Raw genomic sequence first — 22,282 nt, forward strand, 5'->3', positions numbered from 1 at the left:
ATGGCTGCCTTATGCCTGCACGGATGTCCATGCAACATGCGATGCGATGGTGCGTTGTCTGCACGCTTTCAAACGATCACGCCATATTCGTAAAACATGCGAATGACGCCCTGATATGCAGGGTCCAGATCGTTTCCACATCGACAGATTGGGGAGAAAGGTCATGGGATTTTCAGACATTACGCAGATCGCTGAAGAAAAGCGGAAAAAAGATGATGTCGCGATAAAACCGCCGGTGCGGTCGCCTTTTTCCGGGGACATCCCTCCCCTGTTGCGACAAATTTCCGGGAAAAAGGATCAGCGGCAGAGGCAGACCCTTTTTCGGAAATAGATATTGAAAAGAAATAGAGTTTTGACCTTCTTCCCCCCAGGGACCGGAGCAGAGCATGGACGCGCATCCTGTATTGACGTCTGCCCCGTCCCTGACGGCGGGGGGCGGATGGTCTGGTTTCATGCGTCGCCTCTTTCGCAGGAAGCCGTGGCCAATATGGCAGGCCGATGATTTTCCTGTCAGAAGCGAGATTTTTGGCGCGGAGCGGCTGGAGGATCATGCCCGCAGCCTTGCTGCGGCGCAGGAGATTACCTTAGCGCACGCGCGACAATGGGGCACACAACCCCTGTCGCGACGCCTTGCGCAGAACAGTGCCTTTTTATGCAATGCCGAACGCGAGATTACAAAGGCGATCACACAAGACAGGCAATTGACGCCAGCGGCGCAATGGTTGGCGGATAATTATGCCCTGGTCGATATGCAGATCCGTGAAACCGCACTGGATCTTCCGTCGGGATATTATGCGCGGCTGCCCAAGCTTGCGAATGGTCCGTTTGCCGGCCTGCCACGGATATTCGCCGTGGCATGGGCGTATGTCGCCCATACCGACAGCAATCTGCAACCCGATATCCTGCGTGGCTACCTTCTTGCCTATCAGGAAGTGGAGGCGTTGACGATCGGGGAATTATGGGCCGTTCCCATTACATTACGGATTGTGCTGATTGAAAACCTGCGTCGCGTTGTCGGTGCGATCATGCACAACAACACCCATCGCCGTGCGGCCGACCTGCTGTGTGAACAGTTGGCTGCTGCACGGAAAAATGGTCATCCGGTGCTGTCTGTCCTTCTTGCCGCCGTGGCGCCTGACCTGCTTACTCCCGCCTTTGCCGCCCAGATGGCGCATTGCCTGCGTGGACTGGACCCTGAAAAGGACCCGGCCCTTGTCTGGCTGGCGCAACGCCTGTCCGACAGGGACAGCACGATTGAGGCCGCTGTCCGCGATGACCTGCATGAACAGGGCGCCTTCAATGCCACGATCCGCAACATTATCACCAGCCTTCGCCTGATTGCCGGGATTGACTGGACCGAGGCGTTTGAGCGTATCTGTCTGGTGGATCGGGTATTTGCGGAATATGACAGTTTCACGCAGGCTGATTTCGCCAGTCGCGACCTGTATCGCAAGGCGATAGAAGAGATCGCCCGTGGGTGCGATCATACCGAAACAGACATCGCGCAGACTGCCGTGACAATGGCAAGAGCTGCGCAGCAGGCACATCCTGATGATCCACGGCGGGGCGACCCGGGATATTACCTGCTGATGGATGGTCGCCGGGGGCTGGAACAGGCGCTGGGATTCAGGCCCACGCCCCTGATGTGGGTGGTGCGGGGGGGATGTCGCTGGGGGATCGCGGGATATAGCATCGCGGTCACACTCCTCACGCTTGTCTTTCTTGTGATTCCGTTCTGGCTTCTCTCATCGGCGGGGACTACGACACCTCTGGCCATGGTGGTGGCGCTCCTTGCGTTCGTGCCCACGACCGATGCCGCCGTGGCGTGCATCAACCGGCTTGCGTTACAGGCCATTCGTGTCACTGCGCTGCCGGGACTGGAACTGCGCGATGGCATTGCCCAACATCTGCGTACGATTGTTGTGATGCCGGTCATGCTGGTAACGCAGGAAACAGTTGCGGAGCTTGTCGCACGGCTGGAGGTACACTACCTCGCCACACGTGATGACGCGGTGCATTTTGCATTGCTCAGCGACTGGCACGATCATGACAGTGCGCATGCACCCGATGATGAGGCGTTGCTGGCACTGGCTTGTGACGGGATCGCGCGCCTCAACCACCGCCATGGCCCTGCAACCGGCGGGCCACGTTTCATGCTGCTGCATCGCAGGCGTGTGTGGTGCGAAAGCGAACGGATCTGGATGGGATGGGAGCGCAAGCGTGGCAAGCTGCATGAACTCAATCAGTTGTTACGTGGTGCGCGTAATACGACCTTCCTGCCGGACCCTGCGCGTGTGCTGCCTGATGGTGTCCGCTATGTCGTGACCCTTGATGCCGATACGCGCCTGCCGCTGGAGACGGTGCGTCGGCTCGTGGGGAAAATGGCGCATCCACTGAACCTGCCGCGGTTTGATCCCGTATCCGCCCGTGTGGTTGAAGGATACGCGATCCTGCAGCCACGGGTTACGCCCGCACTGCCTGTCGGTCACAAAAGCACCGTGTTCCAGAGGGCTTTTTCCAGCGCCAGCGGCATTGACGCCTATTCCGCCGCCGTGTCCGACCTGTACCAGGACATGTTTGGCGAAGGATCGTATGCAGGAAAAGGTATTTACGATATCGACGCGTTCGAGGCCGCGCTTGCTCATCGCATACCGGAATCGACCCTGTTGAGCCATGACCTGTTCGAGGGGATTTTCGCGCGTGCGGGCCTTGCTTCCGATATCGAAGTGGTGGAGGACTCCCCCACCGATTACCTCGTGGCGGCACGGCGGCTGCATCGCTGGACGCGTGGGGACTGGCAGCTCCTGCCGTGGATCTTTCCGGTATTTGGGCGCAGGGCGGACCCACGGCGTCGGCTGTCGGGAATTTCGCGATGGAAAATGACGGATAACCTGCGACGCACACTTAGCGCACCTTTCGTGCTGTTGGCACTGTTCACAAGCTGGTTCCTGCCCCTGCATGACGCCATGGTCTGGGGCCTGTTCATCATGACAATGATGGCATTGCCGGTGTTCCTGCCTGTCCTTGCGGATTTTGTTCCCCGTCGCGAATGGATCACGTTACGCAGTTACGGCAGCGTTCTGATGGCCGATGCGGCGGATGCATGTGTGCTCGCCGCGCTCAATATCACTTTTGCTGCACATCTGGCGGTCCTGATGGGGGATGCGATCGTGCGGACCCTGATCCGGGTGTTCATAACCCGCCGCAATCTGCTGCAATGGGTGCCAGCGGCACAGACAATCCCGACCGTGCATCCGAGGATGGTGGAATATTACCGCCGGATGCTTGCAGTCCCGCTGTTGTCCCTGGTGATGGGGGACATGATCGCACGTTTTGCGGTACGGAGCCTGTTCGTGGCCGTGCCGCTGATCATGGTATGGGGCATGTCACCTATCGTTGCGATGTGGGTCAGCAGGTTTCCGGTCACGGCGGCGCGGTCACGGCCATCACGTACGGATATCCGCGCATTGCGGATGACCGCGCGGCGGACATGGCGCTTTTTTGAAACATTTGTGACGCCTGCGGACCATATGCTGCCGCCCGACAATTTTCAGGAAGATCCCGATGCCGTACTGGCGCGCCGTACGTCGCCCACCAATATCGGGCTGTATCTGCTGTGCTGCATCAGCGCACGTGATTTCGGCTGGTCCGGGCTGACCGATACGATCGACCGGCTGGAGGCTACGTTCGCTACGCTTGATGGCATGGGACGTTATCGCGGGCATTTCTATAACTGGTACGATACATCCGACCTGACGGTGCTGGAACCCGCCTATATTTCCACCGTGGACAGTGGCAACATGGCGGGCCATCTCGTGACACTGGCCAGTGCCTGCCGCCAGTGGCGCCATGGCGATGACAGGCTTTGCGTATCATGGCGCGAAGGGGTCGCCGATGCGCTTAATATCGCCATTACGGACCTTACGTTCCACAATGGTACGCGCCTGTCCCTGTCCATCGGGCAACGGCGTCTGGTGCGGGCACTTGCGGCCCTGAAAAGCGCGGCCCTGTCTGCCCCTGAACTGCCATCGTACACGCAGCTTTCCATATTGCAGGCACGTGCGCGTCGTGTGAGCCAGCAGGTGGATGCCATAGCGAACATGTCTGTGGACACAATGCCCACGGGACGTGCGGACCCGGGATTCTGGGCCAATGCGGCGTTGCGCGGGCTGGAGAGCCACATGCGGGATCTGGCGTCCATCCCCCCCGCATCGTCCCTGCGGGCGCGTCTGGAGGCGCTTGAACGCAAGGCACGTGGCATGGCGCAGGACATGCAGTTCGGTTTTCTGTGCAATGAATCACGCAAGCTGCTTTCGATCGGCTTTGTGGTGGCCGAAGACATACAGGACGGCAACTGTTACGACCTGCTGGCATCCGAAGCGCGACTGGCGGTTTTTTTCGCCATCGCCAAGGGGGACATACCTGCACGCAACTGGTTCCGTCTGGGACGTGCCATTACCCCCGTGGGCAATGGCGCGGCGTTGGTATCATGGTCGGGGTCGATGTTCGAATATCTGATGCCATCGCTGGTCATGCGCGCGCCGATCGGAAGTCTGCTGGAACAGACCAATACACTGATCGTGCAGTGCCAGATCGCCTATGGGCAGGGGCATGATGTGCCATGGGGGATCTCGGAATCCGCATATAATGTGCGTGATCTTGAATATACCTATCAATATTCGAATTTTGGCGTCCCGGGTCTGGGCCTGAAACGTGGCCTTGGGGCCGATATCGTCATTGCACCTTATGCCACGATGCTTGCGGCGATGGTGGATCCGCAAAAGGCGGTTGCCAACCTGTTGGCCCTTGAGCATGTGGGCGCGCAGGGCCGTTACGGGTTTTACGAATCCCTTGATTACACCCCGCAGCGCGTGCCAGATCATGAACGTGTCGCCGTCGTGTGTGCCTATATGGCCCATCATCAGGGCATGTCGATCCTGGCGGTGGCCGATGCGGTCATGAACGGCATCATGCGTTCGCGTTTCCATGATGATCCAGCCATCGCATCGGCTGAACTGCTGTTGCAGGAACGCGCGCCGCGCACCGGGGCGGTGGCCCGCGCCCTGGTGGCAGAGGATGCGGCCCCTGTGCCGGTGCGGGCGGTGACGGCGGCGGCTGGACGATATTATGGGACACCCGATACACCGCAACCCGTAACGCACCTGCTGTCAAACGGACGGTATTCAGTCATGCTGACAACTGCCGGATCAGGATATAGCCGGTGGCAGGGGCAGGCCATTACCCGCTGGCGTGAAGATCCGACATGCGATGATACGGGATCGTATATCTATCTGCGGAATGTCCGGACCGGACAGGTATGGTCCGCAGGGGTGCAGCCCTGTGGCGTGCGGGGGGACGATCATGCCGTTGTGTTTCATGAGGACAGGGCGGAATTCGCCCGCCGCGACGGTGCTGTCACGACCATGATGGAGGTCATGGTCTCGGCCGAGGACGATGCCGAATGCAGGCAGGTTTCCGTCTTTAATGGTGGTGGTGATGCGTTGGAAATCGACGTCACGTCCTATGCGGAACTTGCGCTTATTACCCAGGCGGCGGACCTTGCGCACCCTGCATTCACCAAGTTGTTCGTACAGACAGAATACCTGCCGGATTCCCGTGCCATAATTGCCACGCGCCGTCGCCGTACGGCTGATGAGGCCGAAATCTGGGCTGCGCATCTGGCGGTCTGCGCAACGCCGGTGCAGGTGGAAACGGACCGGGCGTACTTTGTCGGGCGCGGATATGATACGCGCCATCCGCGTGCGCTCCAGCCTGACGGGATTATGTCAGGGCGCACGGGAACAGTGCTGGATGCTGTCTTTTCGATCCGTAGCACGATGCTGATAAAGCCCGGTGCGATGGCCCGGATCACTTTCTGGACGTTGGTTGCCCCGTCGCGTGAGGCGTTGCTTGACCTGATCGACACACACCGTGACCATGCCGCCTTTGAACGGGTACGTACGCTGGCCTGGACACAGGCGCAGGTACAGTTGCGTCATCTGGACATCACCCAGGCGGATGCTGACCTGTTCCAGCGTCTTGCAGGGCACATCATATTTGCAGGCCCGGCCCTGCGGGCCGAGGCGGTGTGCATCAGTAAGGGGGCCGGCGCGCAGCCCCTGTTGTGGGAACAGGGGATTTCAGGGGACCTGCCGATCGTACTCCTGCGGATACGCGACAATGCCAATACCGATGTAGTACGTCACCTGCTGCAGGCGCAGGAATATTTCCAGCTTAAGCAGCTGGCGGTGGATATCGTCATCCTGAATGAACACCCGTCGTCTTACCTGCAGGATCTTCAGATTTCGCTGGATGACCTGGTGCGTGCGACCGGACGTCTGGTCGCGGGTGCGGGGTCGGTGCGTACGCTCCGCGCGGACCTGATCCAGCCTGCCATGCGCGACCTGCTGCTGTCGGTGGCGCGGGTTGTGCTGTCAGCGGCCCGTCCCATTGCAGAGCAACTGGAACAGGCGGAAGCCCTGACCTCCTCCCTCCCCGTCATGACACGGGGTATGCCGGGGGCCGGCGTTCCCGCCCCTGGGGTGCCTGTCCTGCCTGAACTGGAGTTCTTTAATGGGTTTGGGGGATTTGCTGATGATGGCCGGGAATATGTCGTAATTCTTGCACCGGGTCGTACGACGCCTGCGCCGTGGGTGAATGTCATCGCCAATGACGATTTTGGTTTTCAGGTTTCTGCCGAAGGGGCGGGATATACATGGGCGCTGAACAGCCGCGAGCACCAGTTGACGCCATGGTCGAATGACCCGGTGAGTGACCGTGCCGGCGAAGCCTTTTATTTTGAGGATCAGGACACACGTGACCTATGGTGCCCATTGGCTGCGACCCGCCGGGAAGCGGGGGCGACCTATGTGACCTGCCATGGGCGCGGTTATACCCGCCATGAACGCGTGGCCCATGACATTGCCAGCACGGTGTTGCAGTACGTACCTGACACCGACCCGGTCAAGATTTCGCGCATCCAGTTGCATAACCTGTCCCAACGCCCGCGTACGCTGTCTGTCACCGCGTATGTCGAATGGGTGCTGGGGGCCCCACGTGCGATGGCCGCCCCGTTCGTCATTACCGGGCTTGATGCGCAAAGTGGGGCGCTGTTTGCGCGTAATCCGTGGAACGTAACATATGGCCGTCGTGTCGCCTTCCTTGATATCGGCGGATATAGCACCGCAGCCTGCGGGGATCGGGCGGCCTTTATGGGACGTCATGGCACGCTTGACGCGCCGATGGCCTTCATGCGGCCTGGCGGCGTGGCCGGAGCCCTGGGCGCGGGGCTGGACCCGTGTGGGGTATTGCAGACGATCGTGACCCTGCCCCCCGATGGACGGGTGGAGGTTGTCTGCCTGTTGGGGGAAGGAGAGGATGAGGACGCCGCGCGTGCCCTTGTGGCAAAATACCGTGCGACCAGCCTTGATGCCGTCCTCAATGACGTCAGGGCCCGGTGGGAGGGGCTGGCCCGTTCGATGCAGGTTCGCACGCCTGATCGCGCAATGGATATCATGCTCAACGGCTGGCTTCTTTACCAGACCCTCAGCAGCCGTATCCAGGCGCGGGCAGGTTTTTACCAGGCCAGCGGAGCCTTCGGGTTTCGCGATCAGTTGCAGGACGGCATGGCTGTGGTGTCTGCCTGTCCCGCGCGGGTGCGGGCGCATCTGCTGCATGCCGCATCGCGCCAGTTTGTCGAAGGGGATGTGCAGCACTGGTGGCTGCCCCAGACAGGGGCGGGCGTGCGTACTCATATCTCGGACGACTGTGCGTGGCTGGCCCATAGCGTTGCCCATTACGTCCGGGTCAGTGGCGATCGCGGCATCCTTGATGAGCCGGTCTCGTTTCTGGAGGCGCCGCCGCTATCCCTGACCGAGCATGATCGTTTCATGGTACCTGCCATTTCGGCTGTTACCAGCTCCCTTTTTGAACATTGTGCACGTGCGCTGGATCACAGCATGCGGGTAGGCGTACATGGCCTTCCCCTGATGGGAACGGGCGACTGGAACGACGGGATGAACCGTGTGGGGGAACAGGGCCGTGGGGAGAGCGTATGGTTGGGGTGGTTCCTGCATGCGGCCCTGATGGATTTTATCACGTTTGCGCGCGAACGTGGGGCGGATGCCCGTGCCGATGCATGGCAGGCCCATGCGGATGCCTTGGCGGGGGCTTTGGAACAGGCATGGGATGGGGATTGGTACCTGCGGGCCTATTTCGACGATGGTACACCATTGGGCTCGCACCTTAATACAGAATGCCAGATCGATGCGATTTCGCAATCATGGGCGGTCCTGTCGGGGGTGGCAATGCCCGAACGTGCCGCGCACGCCATGCGGTCCGTCATGCAGCGTCTGGCGGGGCAACCGCATGGGCTGGTCCTGGTGCTTGCACCGCCATTCGGCGGAAATGGCCCAGACCCCGGCTATATCCGTGGGTATCCGCCGGGCATTCGTGAAAATGGCGGCCAATATACGCATGCGGCGCTGTGGACTGTCATGGCGGTGGCTGGGTTGCATGATGGGGATCGTGCCCATGCCCTGTTTCACGACCTGCTTCCCATTACGCACGCCCTGACGATGCGTGCGGCACAACTCTATCGGCTGGAACCGTATGTGGTGGCGGCGGATATCTATTCCCGTCCCCCGCACGAAGGGCGTGGCGGATGGTCATGGTATACAGGGTCCGCCGGATGGATGCAGCGGGTGGGATGTGAAACCATTCTTGGCATCCGCATAGAGGGTGACGAACTGATACTTGATCCCTGCATTCCCGCTGGCTGGCCTGGTTTTGAGGCAAAGCTTGCATGGCGAACGGCGTTGTATGTCATCACCATTGAAAACCCGAACCATGTCTGCCGCGGGGTGACGCGACTGTTGATGGATGGGCAGGTTGTGGTGATGGGGCATCGGGTCAGGATGTCAGATGATGGGAAGCAACATACGATATCGGCTATACTTGGATAGTCATGGTGATTATGAAAATAATTATTGGATATACCTGATGTATGTGGCGAGTATATGATTTTATCAGAACCTAAAACACATATATAAATATAATAAAATAAATGAATATGTTGGGTTATCACGATGTATTTACGATTAAAACTGTTAATATGACCTATGTATTCAAATGTAATGACAAAAAATAATATGGGAATATGATGTGTTTCCGCTTTCGTGGCATGATGAATACATGGACAGGATAATGTCGGAACATCAGGACAGTACGGAACACAAGGATGGGCCGCGGCATTTTCATATGCCGCATATGCACCTGCCGCACTTTCATCTTCCTCATGTGCAACTGCCGCATATCCACTGGCCGCATTTCCACATTCACTTTCACGACCGGCCCCTATCGGGGGCACCCCACCCCGACAGGCCATTTCACTGGCGACTTTATTGGTGCGAGGCCCTTGCCACGGCCGTGCTGATGATCGTCGGGCTGGTCTGTGTCATCCTGCTGAGTGCGCCAGGCACGTTCCTTGCCCGCCTGCTGGCACCGTATCCAAATATCCAGACCGCTCTGTGTGGCCTGTGTTTTGGTATGGCGGGAACAGCAGCGGCGATGACACCGTTTGGCAAGATCAGTGGCGCGCACCTCAATCCCTCCGTCACCCTTGCGTTCATGCTCTCGCGCAGGATCGTCTGGATTGATGCCGTTGGCTATGCCATTGCGCAGATCGTGGGCGCGTTGGCAGGAACGGCGGTGGTTTATGCCCTGGGGCTGGTTTTTGCCCCGTGGCACCTGTTGTCGCGCGAGGTGCATTACGGTGCGACCATCCCCTATACGAGCATTTCAGTCTGGTACGCCCTGGGGTCTGAGGCACTTGTGACCGGGTTATTGATCATCACGCTTTACTGGCTTGCGGCGCATCCGCGTTACAAGGCTGTGACCCCATGGATCGGCGGGATATTCTTCCTTGTCATGAATCCCCTGACCGCATGGCTGTCGGGCAACAGCGTCAATTTTGCACGCAGCCTTGGACCGGCACTGTTCGATGGGACATGGACCAGCCTGTGGATTTATCTGATCGGTCCTTTTGCAGGATCGTCACTTGCGGTTCTTGCTATCCAGTGTGACCTGTTTGGCAAGATTCATCTTCTGGAGGCACGGTTGGTCAATTTCGGTCATCATGGCCGCGTCCCCCATCTGGATGATCCCCACTTTAAACATGCTGCCCCTGAACATTACGATGCCTATCGCGCACATCTGGAGGAACTGGCAAAAGCCAGGGTCACGCCAACTGCGGATTGAAAGAGAGACAGCAAAGAATGCTGTCAGATTGGGGAACAGCCACGGGTGGTGATTTTTCATCACCACCCGTAGGATAAAAGACAACTTCCTGCCCTGCCCCAACCTTCCTATCCCTTTTCCTTCACTCCCCTGCGATGACAGGCATGAAAGGAAAACGGCAATGACGACCACCAATCAGGAACTGCGTGCCCGGCGTGAACGCGCCGTTGCACGTGGTGTTGCGACTTCGACCCCCATTTTCGCCGACCGTGCCCTGAATGCTGAAGTGTGGGATATTGAAAATCGTCGCTATATAGATTTTGCGGGTGGCATCGCAGTCCTGAATGTTGGGCATCGCCATCCCCGGGTCATGGCGGCGGTACAGGCGCAACTGGAACGTTTTACACATACCGCCTTTCAGGTCTCGGCCTATGAATCCTATATCACTCTGGCGGAACGGCTGAATCTTCTCGCCCCATTTTCCGGCCCGGCAAAGACCATCTTTTTCACCACTGGCGGGGAAGCCACCGAAAATGCCGTGAAAATCGCCCGTGCCGCAACAGGGCGTACAGGGGTGATTGCGTTTTGTGGAGGGTTCCATGGCCGCACGCTGCTGGCCTCGGCCATGACAGGAAAGGTCCGGCCCTATAAGAAACCGTTCGGGACGCTGCCGGGTGAAGTCTATCATATCCCCTTCCCCGATGGGGATATTACGGTGGATGACAGCCTGAAGATGCTTGGCTTTGTGTTCGCTGCTGATATTGATCCGTCCCACGTTGCCGCGATTATCATTGAACCCGTGCAGGGAGAAGGCGGCTTTCGTGTGGCGCCGCCTGAATTGCTGCATCGCCTGCGCCAGATCTGCGATACACATGGGATCAAGCTGATTGCGGATGAGGTGCAAAGTGGCTTTGGCCGTACTGGCCGGATGTTCGCCATCACCCATTCCGGGGTTGAACCGGATCTTGTGGCGGTTGCAAAATCCATGGGGGGTGGCCTGCCCCTGTCGGGTGTCATCGGGCGCGCGGATCTGATGGATGCGGTTGGACCGGGTGGCCTGGGCGGAACCTATGCCGGTGCGCCACTGGCCTGTGCCGCGGCACTTGCCGTGCTGGATATCATGGAGGAAGAAGACCTGCCCGCGCGCGCCAATGTCATTGGCGAAAGGATGCGCGCGCGTATCATGCAATTGCATGAGGATACGACGCTCCTGCCGATCAGCGCCCCACGGGGATTGGGGGCAATGATTGCATTCGACATATTGCACGCCCATGGTGACGCAGGATTGCGTGACAACGCTGCCGCCGCGATCTGTGCAAAGGCATGTGACAAAGGTCTGATCCTGCTGTCATGCGGGGTGCAGGGTGCGACCATCCGCATTCTTGTCCCGCTTACGGCATCAGATGAAATCATTGACGAAGGCATGGATATCATAGAGCAGGTGCTTGCCGGAGGCTGCTGAAACCTGCCCGGCAGGCCGGCATGGAAACATGCCGGTGCAAGAGTGATCTTTCAGACGCCATCTTTTTCAAAGATGGCGCCCTGTGTGCGGTTGCTTACCCGATTGCCATCAGGCTTGCATTACCACCCGCTGCTGTCGTGTTGGTGCTGCGGCACTGTTCCTCCAACAGGAATTCCCGTCTCAGGTCGCCCTCTTGCAGCAGGAAGGCGGACGTAATCGCCCCTGCCCCATTGGCAAGGGTGGGCGTGATCGTTCGGAAACTGTCATTGTCGCGGGAGCCAATTACGACCGCATATGTGTGCTGCCCCACGTCATGAACAGCGTGTACATGTTGTGCGATATGCGTGGGCAGTCCCGACAGCCATGTCGTCTCCCCTTCTGCTCCGGTTACGAACACCGTATTACCACATGACAGTGCCATGGATATGACTGTCAGCAGTTCCCCGCGCGTGCCGCCGCCGATGCACAGGACGTTGCCACGCGGCATGAGGTGATAGAGATTTTCCTCTCCCACCGGACCAGGCAACATCATCTGTGCGCCGACAAGCGGGGCTTTCATCATATCAGCCACATATCGTGCTACCTGGTGTTGCCCGGTTCCCACCAGCCAGTCATGCCATGTCTGCATCATTGCCGGCACCTGTCCGGCGGTCATGCCGCGCGGCAGGGTAATCATCGCGGGGCATTGTGCGACAAGACGCCGCAGGATCAGCGGCCCCCCCGCCTTTGGTCCCGTTCCTGACAGGCCACGCCCACCAAAGGGCTGTACCCCGACAACCGCGCCAATCGTGTTGCGGTTGATATACAGATTCCCCACGTTCAGGCGTTGCGTCACATGTTCGACCGTGGTTTCGATACGGGTATGCAGCCCCCCCGTCAGGCCATAGCCCAATGCATTGATGGCATCGATGACGGTATCGAGTGTCTGCCGACGGTAACGCAGGACATGTAACACGGGCCCAAAGATTTCTGGCCCAAGGTCAGAGATGGAATCAATCTCGATCAGGGTTGGGGAGACGAAGCTGCCATGGTCGCATTGTGGCGTGGCCTGCACGCGGAACACGGGCGCGCCCTTTGCACGCAGGGCCTCGATATGCGCCTCTATCCCTTTTGCCGCATCGGGCGTAATGACCGGCCCGATGTCGGTGGACAGCATGGCGGGATTGCCAAGTTGCAGTTCGCGCATCGCCCCACGCAGCATCGCCAGCACATGATCGGCACAGTCTTCCTGCACACACAGGATGCGCAATGCCGAACATCTCTGTCCCGCGCTGTCGAAAGCTGAGGCAACGACATCGGTAACGACCTGTTCCGCAAGGGCGGAGGAATCCACGATCATCGCGTTCTGCCCCCCCGTTTCAGCGATCAGCGGTACGGGGTGTCCCATGCGGCCACGACGGGGCGCAAGCCGCCGGTTGATCGACTGCGCCACCATGGTTGATCCGGTAAACATCACGCCTGCCACCTGTGGCGCTGCAACAAGGGCCGCACCCACATCCCCTGCCCCAGGCAGCAGTTGCAGGACGTCTGTGGGAATGCCCGCCTGATGCAGGATACTGACGGTCTGTGCCGCAATCAGGGGTGTTTCTTCCGCCGGTTTGGCGACGACGCTATTTCCCGCAGCCAGTGCTGCTGCAACCTGTCCCGTAAAGATTGACAGCGGGAAATTCCATGGGCTGATACATATAACAGGGCCAAGGGGGATATGGGTGGCATTATTGAATTCAGCACGGACCTGAGCCGCATAATAACGCAGAAAATCAACGGCTTCGCGAATTTCGGCAATGGCGTTTGGAAAGGATTTCCCCGCTTCACGCACAATCAGGCCAAGCAGCGCATCGCGGCGTGATTCCATGATGTCCGCCGCGCGTGTCAGTATTTCGGCACGTTCTGTGGGCGGCACCCCGGCCCAGGCCTTGCTACCTGCAACGGCACTGTCCATGACGGCGGGGATGATGGCGATATCGGCGGGGGCCCATGTCCCCACGATGTCACGCCGGTCCGACGGGTTTTCAACATCCAGCATACGTCCGACCGGGATGGATGTGGCAACCATCGGTGCACATGTCCATGAAGGCATCTCCGCCACCAGCCCCGCACCCAGTGCTGCAAGGGTATTTTCATCATTCAGGTCCAGCCCCGCGGAATTGCGGCGTTCGGGTGCGAACAGGTCGGGCGGGGCGGTGATCGCCGGATTGGGGGCGCCGAACGGCACGATGCCGTGTGCAATGGCCATAGGGTCCGCCACCAGGGTGGAAACCGGCACGCGTTCATCCCCGATCTGGTTCACAAAGGAGGAATTCGCCCCGTTTTCCAAAAGGCGTCGCACCAGATAGGCCAGTAATGTTTCATGTGTCCCGACAGGGGCATAGATGCGCGCGGGCCGGTCCAGCTTTCCGGGGCCAACGACTTCCTTGTACAAGGGTTCCCCCATGCCATGCAGGCACTGGAATTCATAGGAACCGACATGGAATTCCGGCCCCGCGAGCGTATGTATGGTCGCAAGCGTGCGGGCGTTGTGGGTCGCGAACTGGGGGAATATGACGTCGCGTGCATCAAGCAGCTTGCGCGCGCAGGCGATGTAGCTGATGTCGGTATGGACCTTGCGCGTATAAACAGGGAAATCCTGTAACCCCTCGATCTGCGCCTTCTTGATTTCACTGTCCCAGTAGGCGCCTTTTACCAGGCGCACCATCATGCGATGGCCGGTACGTCGTGCGAGGTCGATTATGAAATCCAGCACGAAGGGCGCACGACGGCCATAGGCCTGAACGACGAAGCCGATGCCGTTCCATCCCTGCAGGGCCGGTTCATGGCACAGCCCTTCCAGCAGGTCGAGCGAGAGTTCAAGCCGTTCACTCTCTTCCGCATCAATGTTCAGGCCGATGTCATACTGCCTCGCCAGAACGGTCAGTTCGATCACCACCGGCAGAAGTTCAGCCATCACGCGTGCGCGCTGCGCCCTGCTGTAACGCGGATGAAGCGCAGACAGCTTGATCGAGATGCCGGGGCGTTCATATACATCCGCACCCTGTGCCTGCCTGCCGATTGCATGGATGGCCGTGATATAGTCCTGCCGGTACCGTTCGGCATCGTGTGCCGTCAACGCCGCCTCCCCCAGCATGTCGTAGGAATAGCGAAAGCCCATTGCCTCCAGATTTTCGCTGTTCTTCAGCGCGGATTCGATGGTTTCCCCGACGACGAACTGTTCGCCCATCATGCGCATGGCCAGATCGACGGCCTTGCGGATCACGGGTTCGGCGCATCGGCCCACAAGTCCCTTCAGCGCCCGTGCAAGGCCGGCTTCCTTGTGTGTTTCCGTCCCCGTCAGGCGTCCCGTCACCAGCAGTCCCCATGCGGCGGCATTGGTAAATAACGGACGGTCGCGCGAAATATGCGCCATCCAGTCGCCTGAGCCGATCTTGTCACGGATCAGGGCATCGCGCGTGGCGCTGTCGGGAATGCGCAGAAGTGCTTCGGCCAGACACATCAAAGCCACCCCTTCGGCCGAGGAAAGGGAGAATTCCTGCACCAGTGCCTCCACCCCACCAGGTGCGCGGTTATGGCGCAATCCCTCGGTCAGGCTTGTTGCAAGTGCGGTTGTATGCGCGCCCTGCGCCGGGGTCAGCGTCGCAGCCGGAGCCAGCGCGGCAATGCACTCACTTTCGGGCCGACGCCACGCATCGGTTATCCGTTGCCGCAGGGGGGAAGGGGCATCCACCGGACCAGAAAACTCTTTGAAAAACACCATGATGAAGATCCCAAGGCAGGCCAGCACATCCGGGAGAAACCCAAGATGATATAATTTTCTTATTATAATATACGATCTAAAAATTCATAGCATGTTTTTGCAGCATAATGGCGTGGTCATGCGTCCATCGCGGAAGGCAATGGCAAGCTATTTTCAAATCAACCCGTTGATAACAGGTGATCAGAATTTACGGATTGTCTTGTTTCAGGCAGGGGATGTTTCCTGAAGCTTTGTGAAAAAGCTTCACCGGGAACTTTCGGCGCCTGTGATTATGTCTGGAGGCCGTTTGGGATGATATACGGCCCTGATATCGTCAGGACTGTGCGCGCTCGCGGATGACCCGGATGGAAATATCGGCAGCTTCAAGGATATGTCGTCGCGTCAGATTCGCAACCGCATCGCCATCACGTCGTCGGCAGGCCTGCATGATTTCCGCATGTTCCCTGTCGGTTACAAGCTTGCGCCCCTCAATTTCAAGATGGCTGCGGATATAGCGATTGAGCCGGATATGCAGGTCATCAATCATTTCCAACAGGCGTGGGCGTTGTGCCGCGACATAGATCGCATTGTGAAAGGCCCGGTTCAGGTCGCCGGAATCATGTTTGCTGGTGGCATTGGCCGCACCTTCGACAAAGGCGTCATAGGCGTCCTCCACCCGGGCAAGGTCCATGCGTGACATGTGGCTGACGGCGTGACGGGCGGCCATTTCCTCCAGCGAGGCGCGGATTTCGGAATATTCGATGATGTCCTGTTCGGTCATGCCGGTCACCATTGCGCCACGATTGGGCAGGAACGTTACCAGCCCCTCGGCTTCTAGCTGCTTCAGCGCCTCGCGCACGGGAATGATACTGGTGCCAAAACCACCAGCCAATTCTGATTGCGGCAATGCCTGCCCGGCCGGAAGCTGTCCCGTCAGGATGGCATTGCGCAACGCGGCCCCAACCACAATTGACGCGGCACCACGTTTCTGGCCGGTTTCCACATCAAAGATGGCAGATGGCAGCATGCAGATGTTTTCCCTCGCAAGATGGTCGTGTCCCCACGCAGGGCAGACGGGGAAATGGCAATCTCCTGGACATAGGCTCCCGGCTCCTCCCCCTCTCCTGCCATGGTGCAGCGGGCAAGTTATACGACAGGAGCCTTGGTATACATTATATATAAAATTATATGATACGCTGCCAATGCCGTCAAAGGGTTTGCCCGCCGTCCGGCCATCTTGCGATTTCAGAACCATGAAATGCTTCGAAGAAAGTGTTTCAACCGGCCTTTCAAAGAGAAATAACAGGTTCCTGGGCGATAAGCGTATCTGGCGTCATGGCCATCGGGATGTCGGCGGGTGCATCGGGCAATGTCATATTGCGATGTGCGGTATGTTCGCCCCATATGAAAATCAGCCCGGCAAAAATGACCACCGCCATATCGTCGAATGGATGGGGCACAAAGCCATATCCCCCAAAGGATCCACTGGCCGAAAGTGCAAGCATGCCTGTGAAATAGGCCAGCACCCATGCGCTACTGCGGATATCTTCGCCTGTATTGCCCATGGCGCGTAACGTGCGAATGGCGAGGAACCCCACCGCAAAAATAAGTTGAACCGATAACAGCCAAGATAGTGTGTACCATCCTGACCAGAATACGATCAGGCTGGCGATCATGAAGGAAACCGGGCCGATAACCCGGATGCACCTGACCCGGAACGGGCGGACAAGGTCGGGGGCTGCGTGTCGCAATGCGGCGGCGGCAACCGGGGCGAAAGCATAACTCATGATCAGGGCGGATGACACCACGCCAATCAGTGCTTCCCACGATGGAAAAGGCAGCATCCAGAAAAGGCCGAGCCCGAATGTCAGGAAAGCCGCGCGCCGGGGTATGCCATGGCGCGGGTCCAGATGCCCAAACCATGAAAGGAAGGTGCCGGAACGCGACCATGCGTAAATGATGCGTGTGGTCGATCCCATATAGATATTGCCCGTGCCAGTGGGGGATACGACCGCATCAATGACAACGGCAAAGCCCAGCCACCCGAGACCCAGCGTGATGGCGATATCATGAAATGGCAGGGGCAGCAGGCGGTCGATACCGGCCCATCCATGTGGTGCAAGCATGCGGGCGGGCACACTGCCGATAAAGGCGACCTGCAGCAGGATATAGACAAAGGCGGCAAGGAAGATCGAAAGCGTCAGGGCGATGGGAATGGTTCGTTGCGGATTGCGGACCTCGCTTGCGACCGCAATGATGGGGGTCAGGCCCAGATAGGCAAAGATGACGCCCCCGACGGAGACGGCGCTTTCCATGCTTTGTCCGCCAAAAGGCATGAAGCCGTATTTCGTGAAATTATCAGGACGGAGAAACAGCAGCAGCACACCAATGACCAGCATTGGCACGACGAATTTGAAGAATGTTATGATATTGTTGAATAATGCGAATGTCTTGACACCAGAAATATTCAGCCGCAGCATCCCTGCCAGTACCGCGACCTGCATCCCCCACCCCAAAAGGGTCGGATCCCCTGCCTTGTTGGCTGTAAGTCCGGGGACCCATGATCCCGCATACTGGCGTGCTGCGATGATTTCGATGGAAATCAGGCTGGAATAGGCAATGACGGTAATAAACCCCAGCAATGCACCCAGCAGGGGACCGTGTGCATAGGCCGGATACCGGATCATGCCCCCTGCCTCTGGCAGGGCGGCGGCGAGTTCGCAATAGATCAGCCCCAGAAACAGGACCGCAATCCCGCCCATCAGCCATGAAAGGATACTGGCGGGACCGACAATCGCCGCGACATGCGACGCCGCGAACAGCCAGCCGGACCCGAAAACCGCCCCAAACCCCAGTAATGTCAGATCGAGGAGGGAAAGCGAACGATTGAATGTCGGTGATGGCGGGGCCATGGCGCACTTCCTTGCCGGTTGATGCGTGGCGCACAAGGTCATGGACAGATATGCGCCGGTGCGGACACTGGATCAGGCGGCGGCCTGTGGCCTTCCATCCACCAGCCGTGTCAGGCCAAGGGGGTTGGCGCGCCCCAGTTCAGGGGGCAGAAGGATGTCTGGCAGATCCTGATAACAGACTGGCCGCAAGAAACGTTCAATGGAAGCAGTCCCTACCGATGTGGTGCGGGTGTCCGTGGTGGCGGGGAACGGGCCGCCATGGACCATGGCAGGACTGACCTCTACTCCGGTGGGCCACGCATTGACCACAATGCGTCCTGCCTTGCGTTCGAAAACCGGCAGCAGCATCCGTGCAAAGTCAATGTCGCCGTCATCCATGTGCAAGGTCATGGTCAACTGCCCCTCCAGACTTTCGGTCAGGGCATGCAGCGTGGTGATATCAGGACATGAAACCAGAAGCGAGGCCGGGCCAAAAACTTCGTGCCGCAGGATGCTTTCACGCATAAAGTCAGCGGCTGTCGTAAGTAACAGCATCGGCCGCCCCCGATTGGGTGCCCCGTCATCCGTCCCCTGCCCTACGACCGTGACGCCCGGACATCGCGCCAGCTTCCCCGCCCCTGCATCATAGGCAGCATGGATATCTGGTGTCAGCATCGTCATCGCCGGGCGTGTGGCGATGTCCTGCGCGGCTGTGTGGACAAAGGCCTCGAACGTCTCTCCTTCCAGGGCGATGACAATGCCCGGATTGGTACAGAACTGCCCCACCCCCATGGTCAGGGAACCGACAAATTCCCGCGCCAGTGTTTCCATGCGTGCGGACAATGCCTGCGGACACAGATAGACCGGATTGATGCTGCCCATTTCCGCGAATACGGGAATGGGCACCGCACGCTGCGCCGCGATTGCCGCAAGGGCCGTCCCCCCGGCGTAAGAGCCGGTGAAACCGACTGACATAATGGCAGGATGCTTTACCAGCCATTCCCCTACCTCATGCCCGATCCCACCCAGCAGGGAGAAAACCCCTTCGTGCAGGGCGCAGTCCTGAATTGCCTGACGGATGGCGCGCGCCACAAGTTCACTGGTTCCCGGATGTGCGGGATGGGCACGGCAGACCACCGGGCATCCCGCAGCAAGCGCGCAAACCGTGTCACCACCGGCGACAGAGAACGCAAGCGGGAAATTGCTGGCACCGAATACAGCAACCGGCCCCACGCCAATACGGCGCTGGCGCAGGTCGGCGCGCGGCATTGGCGTGCGGTCGGGTAATGCAGGATCAATGCGCGGCTGACTCCATTCCCCCTGCCGCACCAGCGTGGCGAACAGACGTAACTGCCCCATTGTGCGCCCCATCTCTCCGCGCAGGCGTCCTTCGGGCAATGCGGTTTCCGCGCCTGCGCGCGCTATGATGGCATCGGCATTCTTGGCCAGGCAGGATGCGATCCGTTCAAGGAACACCGCACGTTTTTCAAATGACACGGCACGATAGGGATCGAATGCGTCGGACGCCAGACGGCAGGCAGTATCCACGTCTGCGGACGTGGCGCAGGCAAAGGCCGGTTCCAGATGTGCGTTCGTTGCGGGATTGATCGCATGGAAATGCGTGTCACCCCCGACATCGCGTTGCCCGATCAGCAAGGTTCCGCTTAATGTCATATTTTCTTTTCCTCCTGTCATATTTTATACCTTTCGTGCATGTGTCCGTCCGAAGCGATCCGAGCGGAAGGGATGCAGGTTCAGCGATATGTCTTCGTCAGTGGCTATGGCTGTCACAATTTCCGCCGTGAATGGCGCAAGTGTCAGGCCCAGATGCTGATGTCCGCACGCGGCGATGATCCCCGGCAGCCCGGGAATACGGCCGATGGCAGGCAAGTAGTCGGGTAAAGTGGGGCGGCAGCCGACCCAGCGGGAAAAGCCGGACCTGACGGGCAGGCCGATTTTCTGCACCGTATGTTCCAGTTTCTGCCATTTCCTCATGTCAGGTGGTGCATCGGCACGGGTGAATTCAACAAACGTCGAAGCCCGCATCCGTGCTTCAAAGCGCGATACGATGACGGCGTGATCTGCAAAAACCATAGGTGGCCCTTCGGGCATGCCGCCATGGTCCCATTCGATATGATAACCACGTTCCGCGATTAGCGGGAGCGTCCAGCCATGGACGAGGTCGCGCGTCCCCACCCCTGCGGCCATCACGACGATATCAGGCGTAAGGGATGTGCCATCCTGCACGATGACCTGCGCCCCCGACGGGCCGGATGAAACCCGGATGACGCGTTGCTGTCGCAGTTCGCATCCAGTTTCCGCGCGCAGACGGTCCTGCAATGTTGTCAGCACCAATCCGGGGTCACGGACCTGCCCTGTTCCGCCAAAAGCCAGCCCTGCGCGTGGAATATGACCAAGCAGCGGGATCAGGCTTTCGCGTTCCTGCCGTGTCATGGCACATGCCGTTGCGCTCCCAAGGTCGGACGACATGACCGCACGCATCGCGCGGCGTGGGTCGGTCGTCCCATCCCAAAGCATCAGGTGCCCTTTGTCGATAAGCAGGTCAGGCGCACCAAGATCACCCACCATGCGTCGCCATGCGGGCATGGCGTGCGATAGCAGGTCACGCAGGGCCATGTGTCCGCGTCGCGCCGTGGAAGGTGCGCACGCGCGCACATAGCGCATGCCCCATGGCAACCACGTACCAATATGCCGCCAGCCGATATCCAGCGCCCCACCTGTCAGCGTGAACATGCGCCCCGGTGCGGACAGGAGCATGCGTGGCGAGGCCAGCGGCATCACCTGCTCTGTCGCGATATGTCCCGCGTTTCCCCATGACGCGGCGTCGCGTGCCTCACCCGTATTCAGGACCACGACATAAAATCCCTTCTGTCGCAGGCGCAGCGCACACGAAAGCCCTATGACCCCACCCCCGACCACGACAGCGGATGCAACGCGACCGGATTTTGGGGGCATGGATATTTCGTCCTTTCCAAATCAATACGTATACGATAGACGAAACGATATCGAAATCAAGTGGAGAGTTCCAATGCAGTGGACAGGTGTTTTTCCTGCGGCGACCACGCAGTTCGCCCCGGACTTGTCGATCGATTTTACAGCGACGCAAACAGTTCTGGACAATCTGATTGGCGATGGCGTCCATGGCCTGACGATCATGGGAACATGTGGCGAGAACAATTCTCTGGAACCCGAAGAAAAGCTGAAGGTCCTTGCCGCCGCATGTGAAACGGCAAAAGGGCGTGTGCCCGTGATTGTGGGCGTATCCGAATTGACGACGCCGCGCGCGGTGAAGTTCGCGGCCGATGCCGCACGGATTGGTGCCGATGCGCTGATGGTACTGCCAGCGATGGTCTATGTCCCCAAGGAAGCGGAGCTTGTCGCCCATCTGAAGGCCGTGGCGGGGGCGTCCGACCTGCCGATCATGTTGTATAACAATCCCACCGCCTATCGCGTGAACATCAGCATGGAGGTTCTGCAAGAGCTGACGGATGTGAAAACGATCGTTGCGGTTAAGGAAAGTTCAGCCAATACGCGTCGCTATACCGATGTGGTCAATGCGTTTGGCGCACGCTATATCATGATGGCGGGGCTGGATGACGTGGCGTTTGAAGGGTTGACCCTGGGGGCTGCGGGCTGGATTTCAGGGCTGACAAGCGCATTTCCACAGGAATCGGTCGAACTGGTGGCGGCATTGAACAGGGGGGATATGGCGCGGGCGCTGGAAATCTATCGCTGGTTCATGCCCTTGCTGCATCTGGATGCGGAACATGACCTGGTGCAGTCGATCAAGCTGGCGGAACAGATCATGGGGCGTGGCAATGAACGCGTCCGTATGCCACGCATGCCCCTGACCGGCGCGCGTCGCGCCGAAGTCACGGCCATGGTGGAAAAAGCGGCCGCCACGCGCCCCTGCGCACAATAGGCCACACGCCTGCGTCCGCC

Annotated in this window: 10 protein-coding genes; 4 read left to right on the top strand and 6 right to left on the bottom strand. The window is 59.1% G+C overall.

Translation table 11 applies throughout. The annotated features are described in order from the left end of the window. Nucleotides 1-172: 172 nt before the first annotated feature. Complete coding sequence (locus IFJ82_RS08310) at nt 173-388, bottom strand: hypothetical protein (protein ID WP_192263760.1); 216 nt, start codon at nt 386-388, stop codon at nt 173-175. On the opposite strand from IFJ82_RS08310, the gene IFJ82_RS08315 reads away from it, so the two are divergent. The 3 genes from IFJ82_RS08315 to gabT all read left to right on the top strand — a co-directional run bounded on the left by IFJ82_RS08315 (nt 387) and on the right by gabT (nt 11,698). Then, nucleotides 387-8,963 (top strand): GH36-type glycosyl hydrolase domain-containing protein, encoded by an 8,577-nt coding sequence (locus IFJ82_RS08315; protein WP_192263763.1) that lies wholly within the window; start codon nt 387-389, stop codon nt 8,961-8,963. The genes IFJ82_RS08310 and IFJ82_RS08315 overlap by 2 nt on opposite strands. A gap of 334 nt (nt 8,964-9,297) precedes the next feature. Further along, entirely contained in the window at nt 9,298-10,257 is a 960-nt protein-coding gene (locus IFJ82_RS08320; protein ID WP_048859209.1) for an MIP/aquaporin family protein, read from the top strand. Between the two features lie 160 nt (nt 10,258-10,417). After that, entirely contained in the window at nt 10,418-11,698 is a 1,281-nt protein-coding gene (gene gabT, locus IFJ82_RS08325) for a 4-aminobutyrate--2-oxoglutarate transaminase (protein ID WP_192263766.1), read from the top strand. 94 nt (nt 11,699-11,792) lie between these two features. Here gabT and putA read toward each other — a convergent pair whose 3' ends face one another. The 5 genes from putA to IFJ82_RS08350 all read right to left on the bottom strand — a co-directional run bounded on the left by putA (nt 11,793) and on the right by IFJ82_RS08350 (nt 21,295). After that, the gene (putA, locus tag IFJ82_RS08330) at nt 11,793-15,449 is read right to left on the bottom strand and encodes a trifunctional transcriptional regulator/proline dehydrogenase/L-glutamate gamma-semialdehyde dehydrogenase (protein ID WP_192263769.1); all 3,657 of its coding nucleotides are present in this window, start codon (nt 15,447-15,449) and stop codon (nt 11,793-11,795) included. A gap of 313 nt (nt 15,450-15,762) precedes the next feature. Continuing rightward, a complete protein-coding gene (locus IFJ82_RS08335) occupies nt 15,763-16,455 on the bottom strand; it encodes a GntR family transcriptional regulator (protein ID WP_003619892.1) in 693 nt (230 codons plus the stop codon). 262 nt (nt 16,456-16,717) lie between these two features. Then, complete coding sequence (locus IFJ82_RS08340) at nt 16,718-18,340, bottom strand: APC family permease (protein ID WP_192263772.1); 1,623 nt, start codon at nt 18,338-18,340, stop codon at nt 16,718-16,720. 72 nt (nt 18,341-18,412) lie between these two features. After that, the gene (locus tag IFJ82_RS08345) at nt 18,413-19,993 is read right to left on the bottom strand and encodes an aldehyde dehydrogenase (NADP(+)) (protein ID WP_192263775.1); all 1,581 of its coding nucleotides are present in this window, start codon (nt 19,991-19,993) and stop codon (nt 18,413-18,415) included. Between the two features lie 24 nt (nt 19,994-20,017). Then, nucleotides 20,018-21,295, bottom strand: a complete 1,278-nt coding sequence (locus IFJ82_RS08350) for an NAD(P)/FAD-dependent oxidoreductase (protein ID WP_192263777.1) — start codon at nt 21,293-21,295, stop codon at nt 20,018-20,020. A gap of 73 nt (nt 21,296-21,368) precedes the next feature. On the opposite strand from IFJ82_RS08350, the gene IFJ82_RS08355 reads away from it, so the two are divergent. Beyond that, a complete protein-coding gene (locus IFJ82_RS08355) occupies nt 21,369-22,262 on the top strand; it encodes a dihydrodipicolinate synthase family protein (RefSeq protein WP_003619884.1) in 894 nt (297 codons plus the stop codon). Nucleotides 22,263-22,282: the final 20 nt, after the last annotated feature.

The organism is Novacetimonas hansenii (assembly GCF_014843995.1).
Classification (GTDB): Bacteria; Pseudomonadota; Alphaproteobacteria; order Acetobacterales; family Acetobacteraceae; genus Novacetimonas; species Novacetimonas hansenii.

What these genes read in the sequence shown, in the direction of transcription:
- IFJ82_RS08345 (WP_192263775.1), bottom strand. Translation starts at nt 19,993, where the DNA reads ATGACATTAAGCGGAACCTTGCTGATCGGGCAACGCGATGTCGGGGGT.
- IFJ82_RS08335 (WP_003619892.1), bottom strand. Translation starts at nt 16,455, where the DNA reads ATGCTGCCATCTGCCATCTTTGATGTGGAAACCGGCCAGAAACGTGGT.
- IFJ82_RS08310 (WP_192263760.1), bottom strand. Translation starts at nt 388, where the DNA reads ATGCTCTGCTCCGGTCCCTGGGGGGAAGAAGGTCAAAACTCTATTTCT.
- putA (WP_192263769.1), bottom strand. Translation starts at nt 15,449, where the DNA reads ATGGTGTTTTTCAAAGAGTTTTCTGGTCCGGTGGATGCCCCTTCCCCC.
- IFJ82_RS08355 (WP_003619884.1), top strand. Translation starts at nt 21,369, where the DNA reads ATGCAGTGGACAGGTGTTTTTCCTGCGGCGACCACGCAGTTCGCCCCG.
- IFJ82_RS08350 (WP_192263777.1), bottom strand. Translation starts at nt 21,295, where the DNA reads ATGCCCCCAAAATCCGGTCGCGTTGCATCCGCTGTCGTGGTCGGGGGT.
- IFJ82_RS08340 (WP_192263772.1), bottom strand. Translation starts at nt 18,340, where the DNA reads ATGGCCCCGCCATCACCGACATTCAATCGTTCGCTTTCCCTCCTCGAT.
- gabT (WP_192263766.1), top strand. Translation starts at nt 10,418, where the DNA reads ATGACGACCACCAATCAGGAACTGCGTGCCCGGCGTGAACGCGCCGTT.
- IFJ82_RS08315 (WP_192263763.1), top strand. Translation starts at nt 387, where the DNA reads ATGGACGCGCATCCTGTATTGACGTCTGCCCCGTCCCTGACGGCGGGG.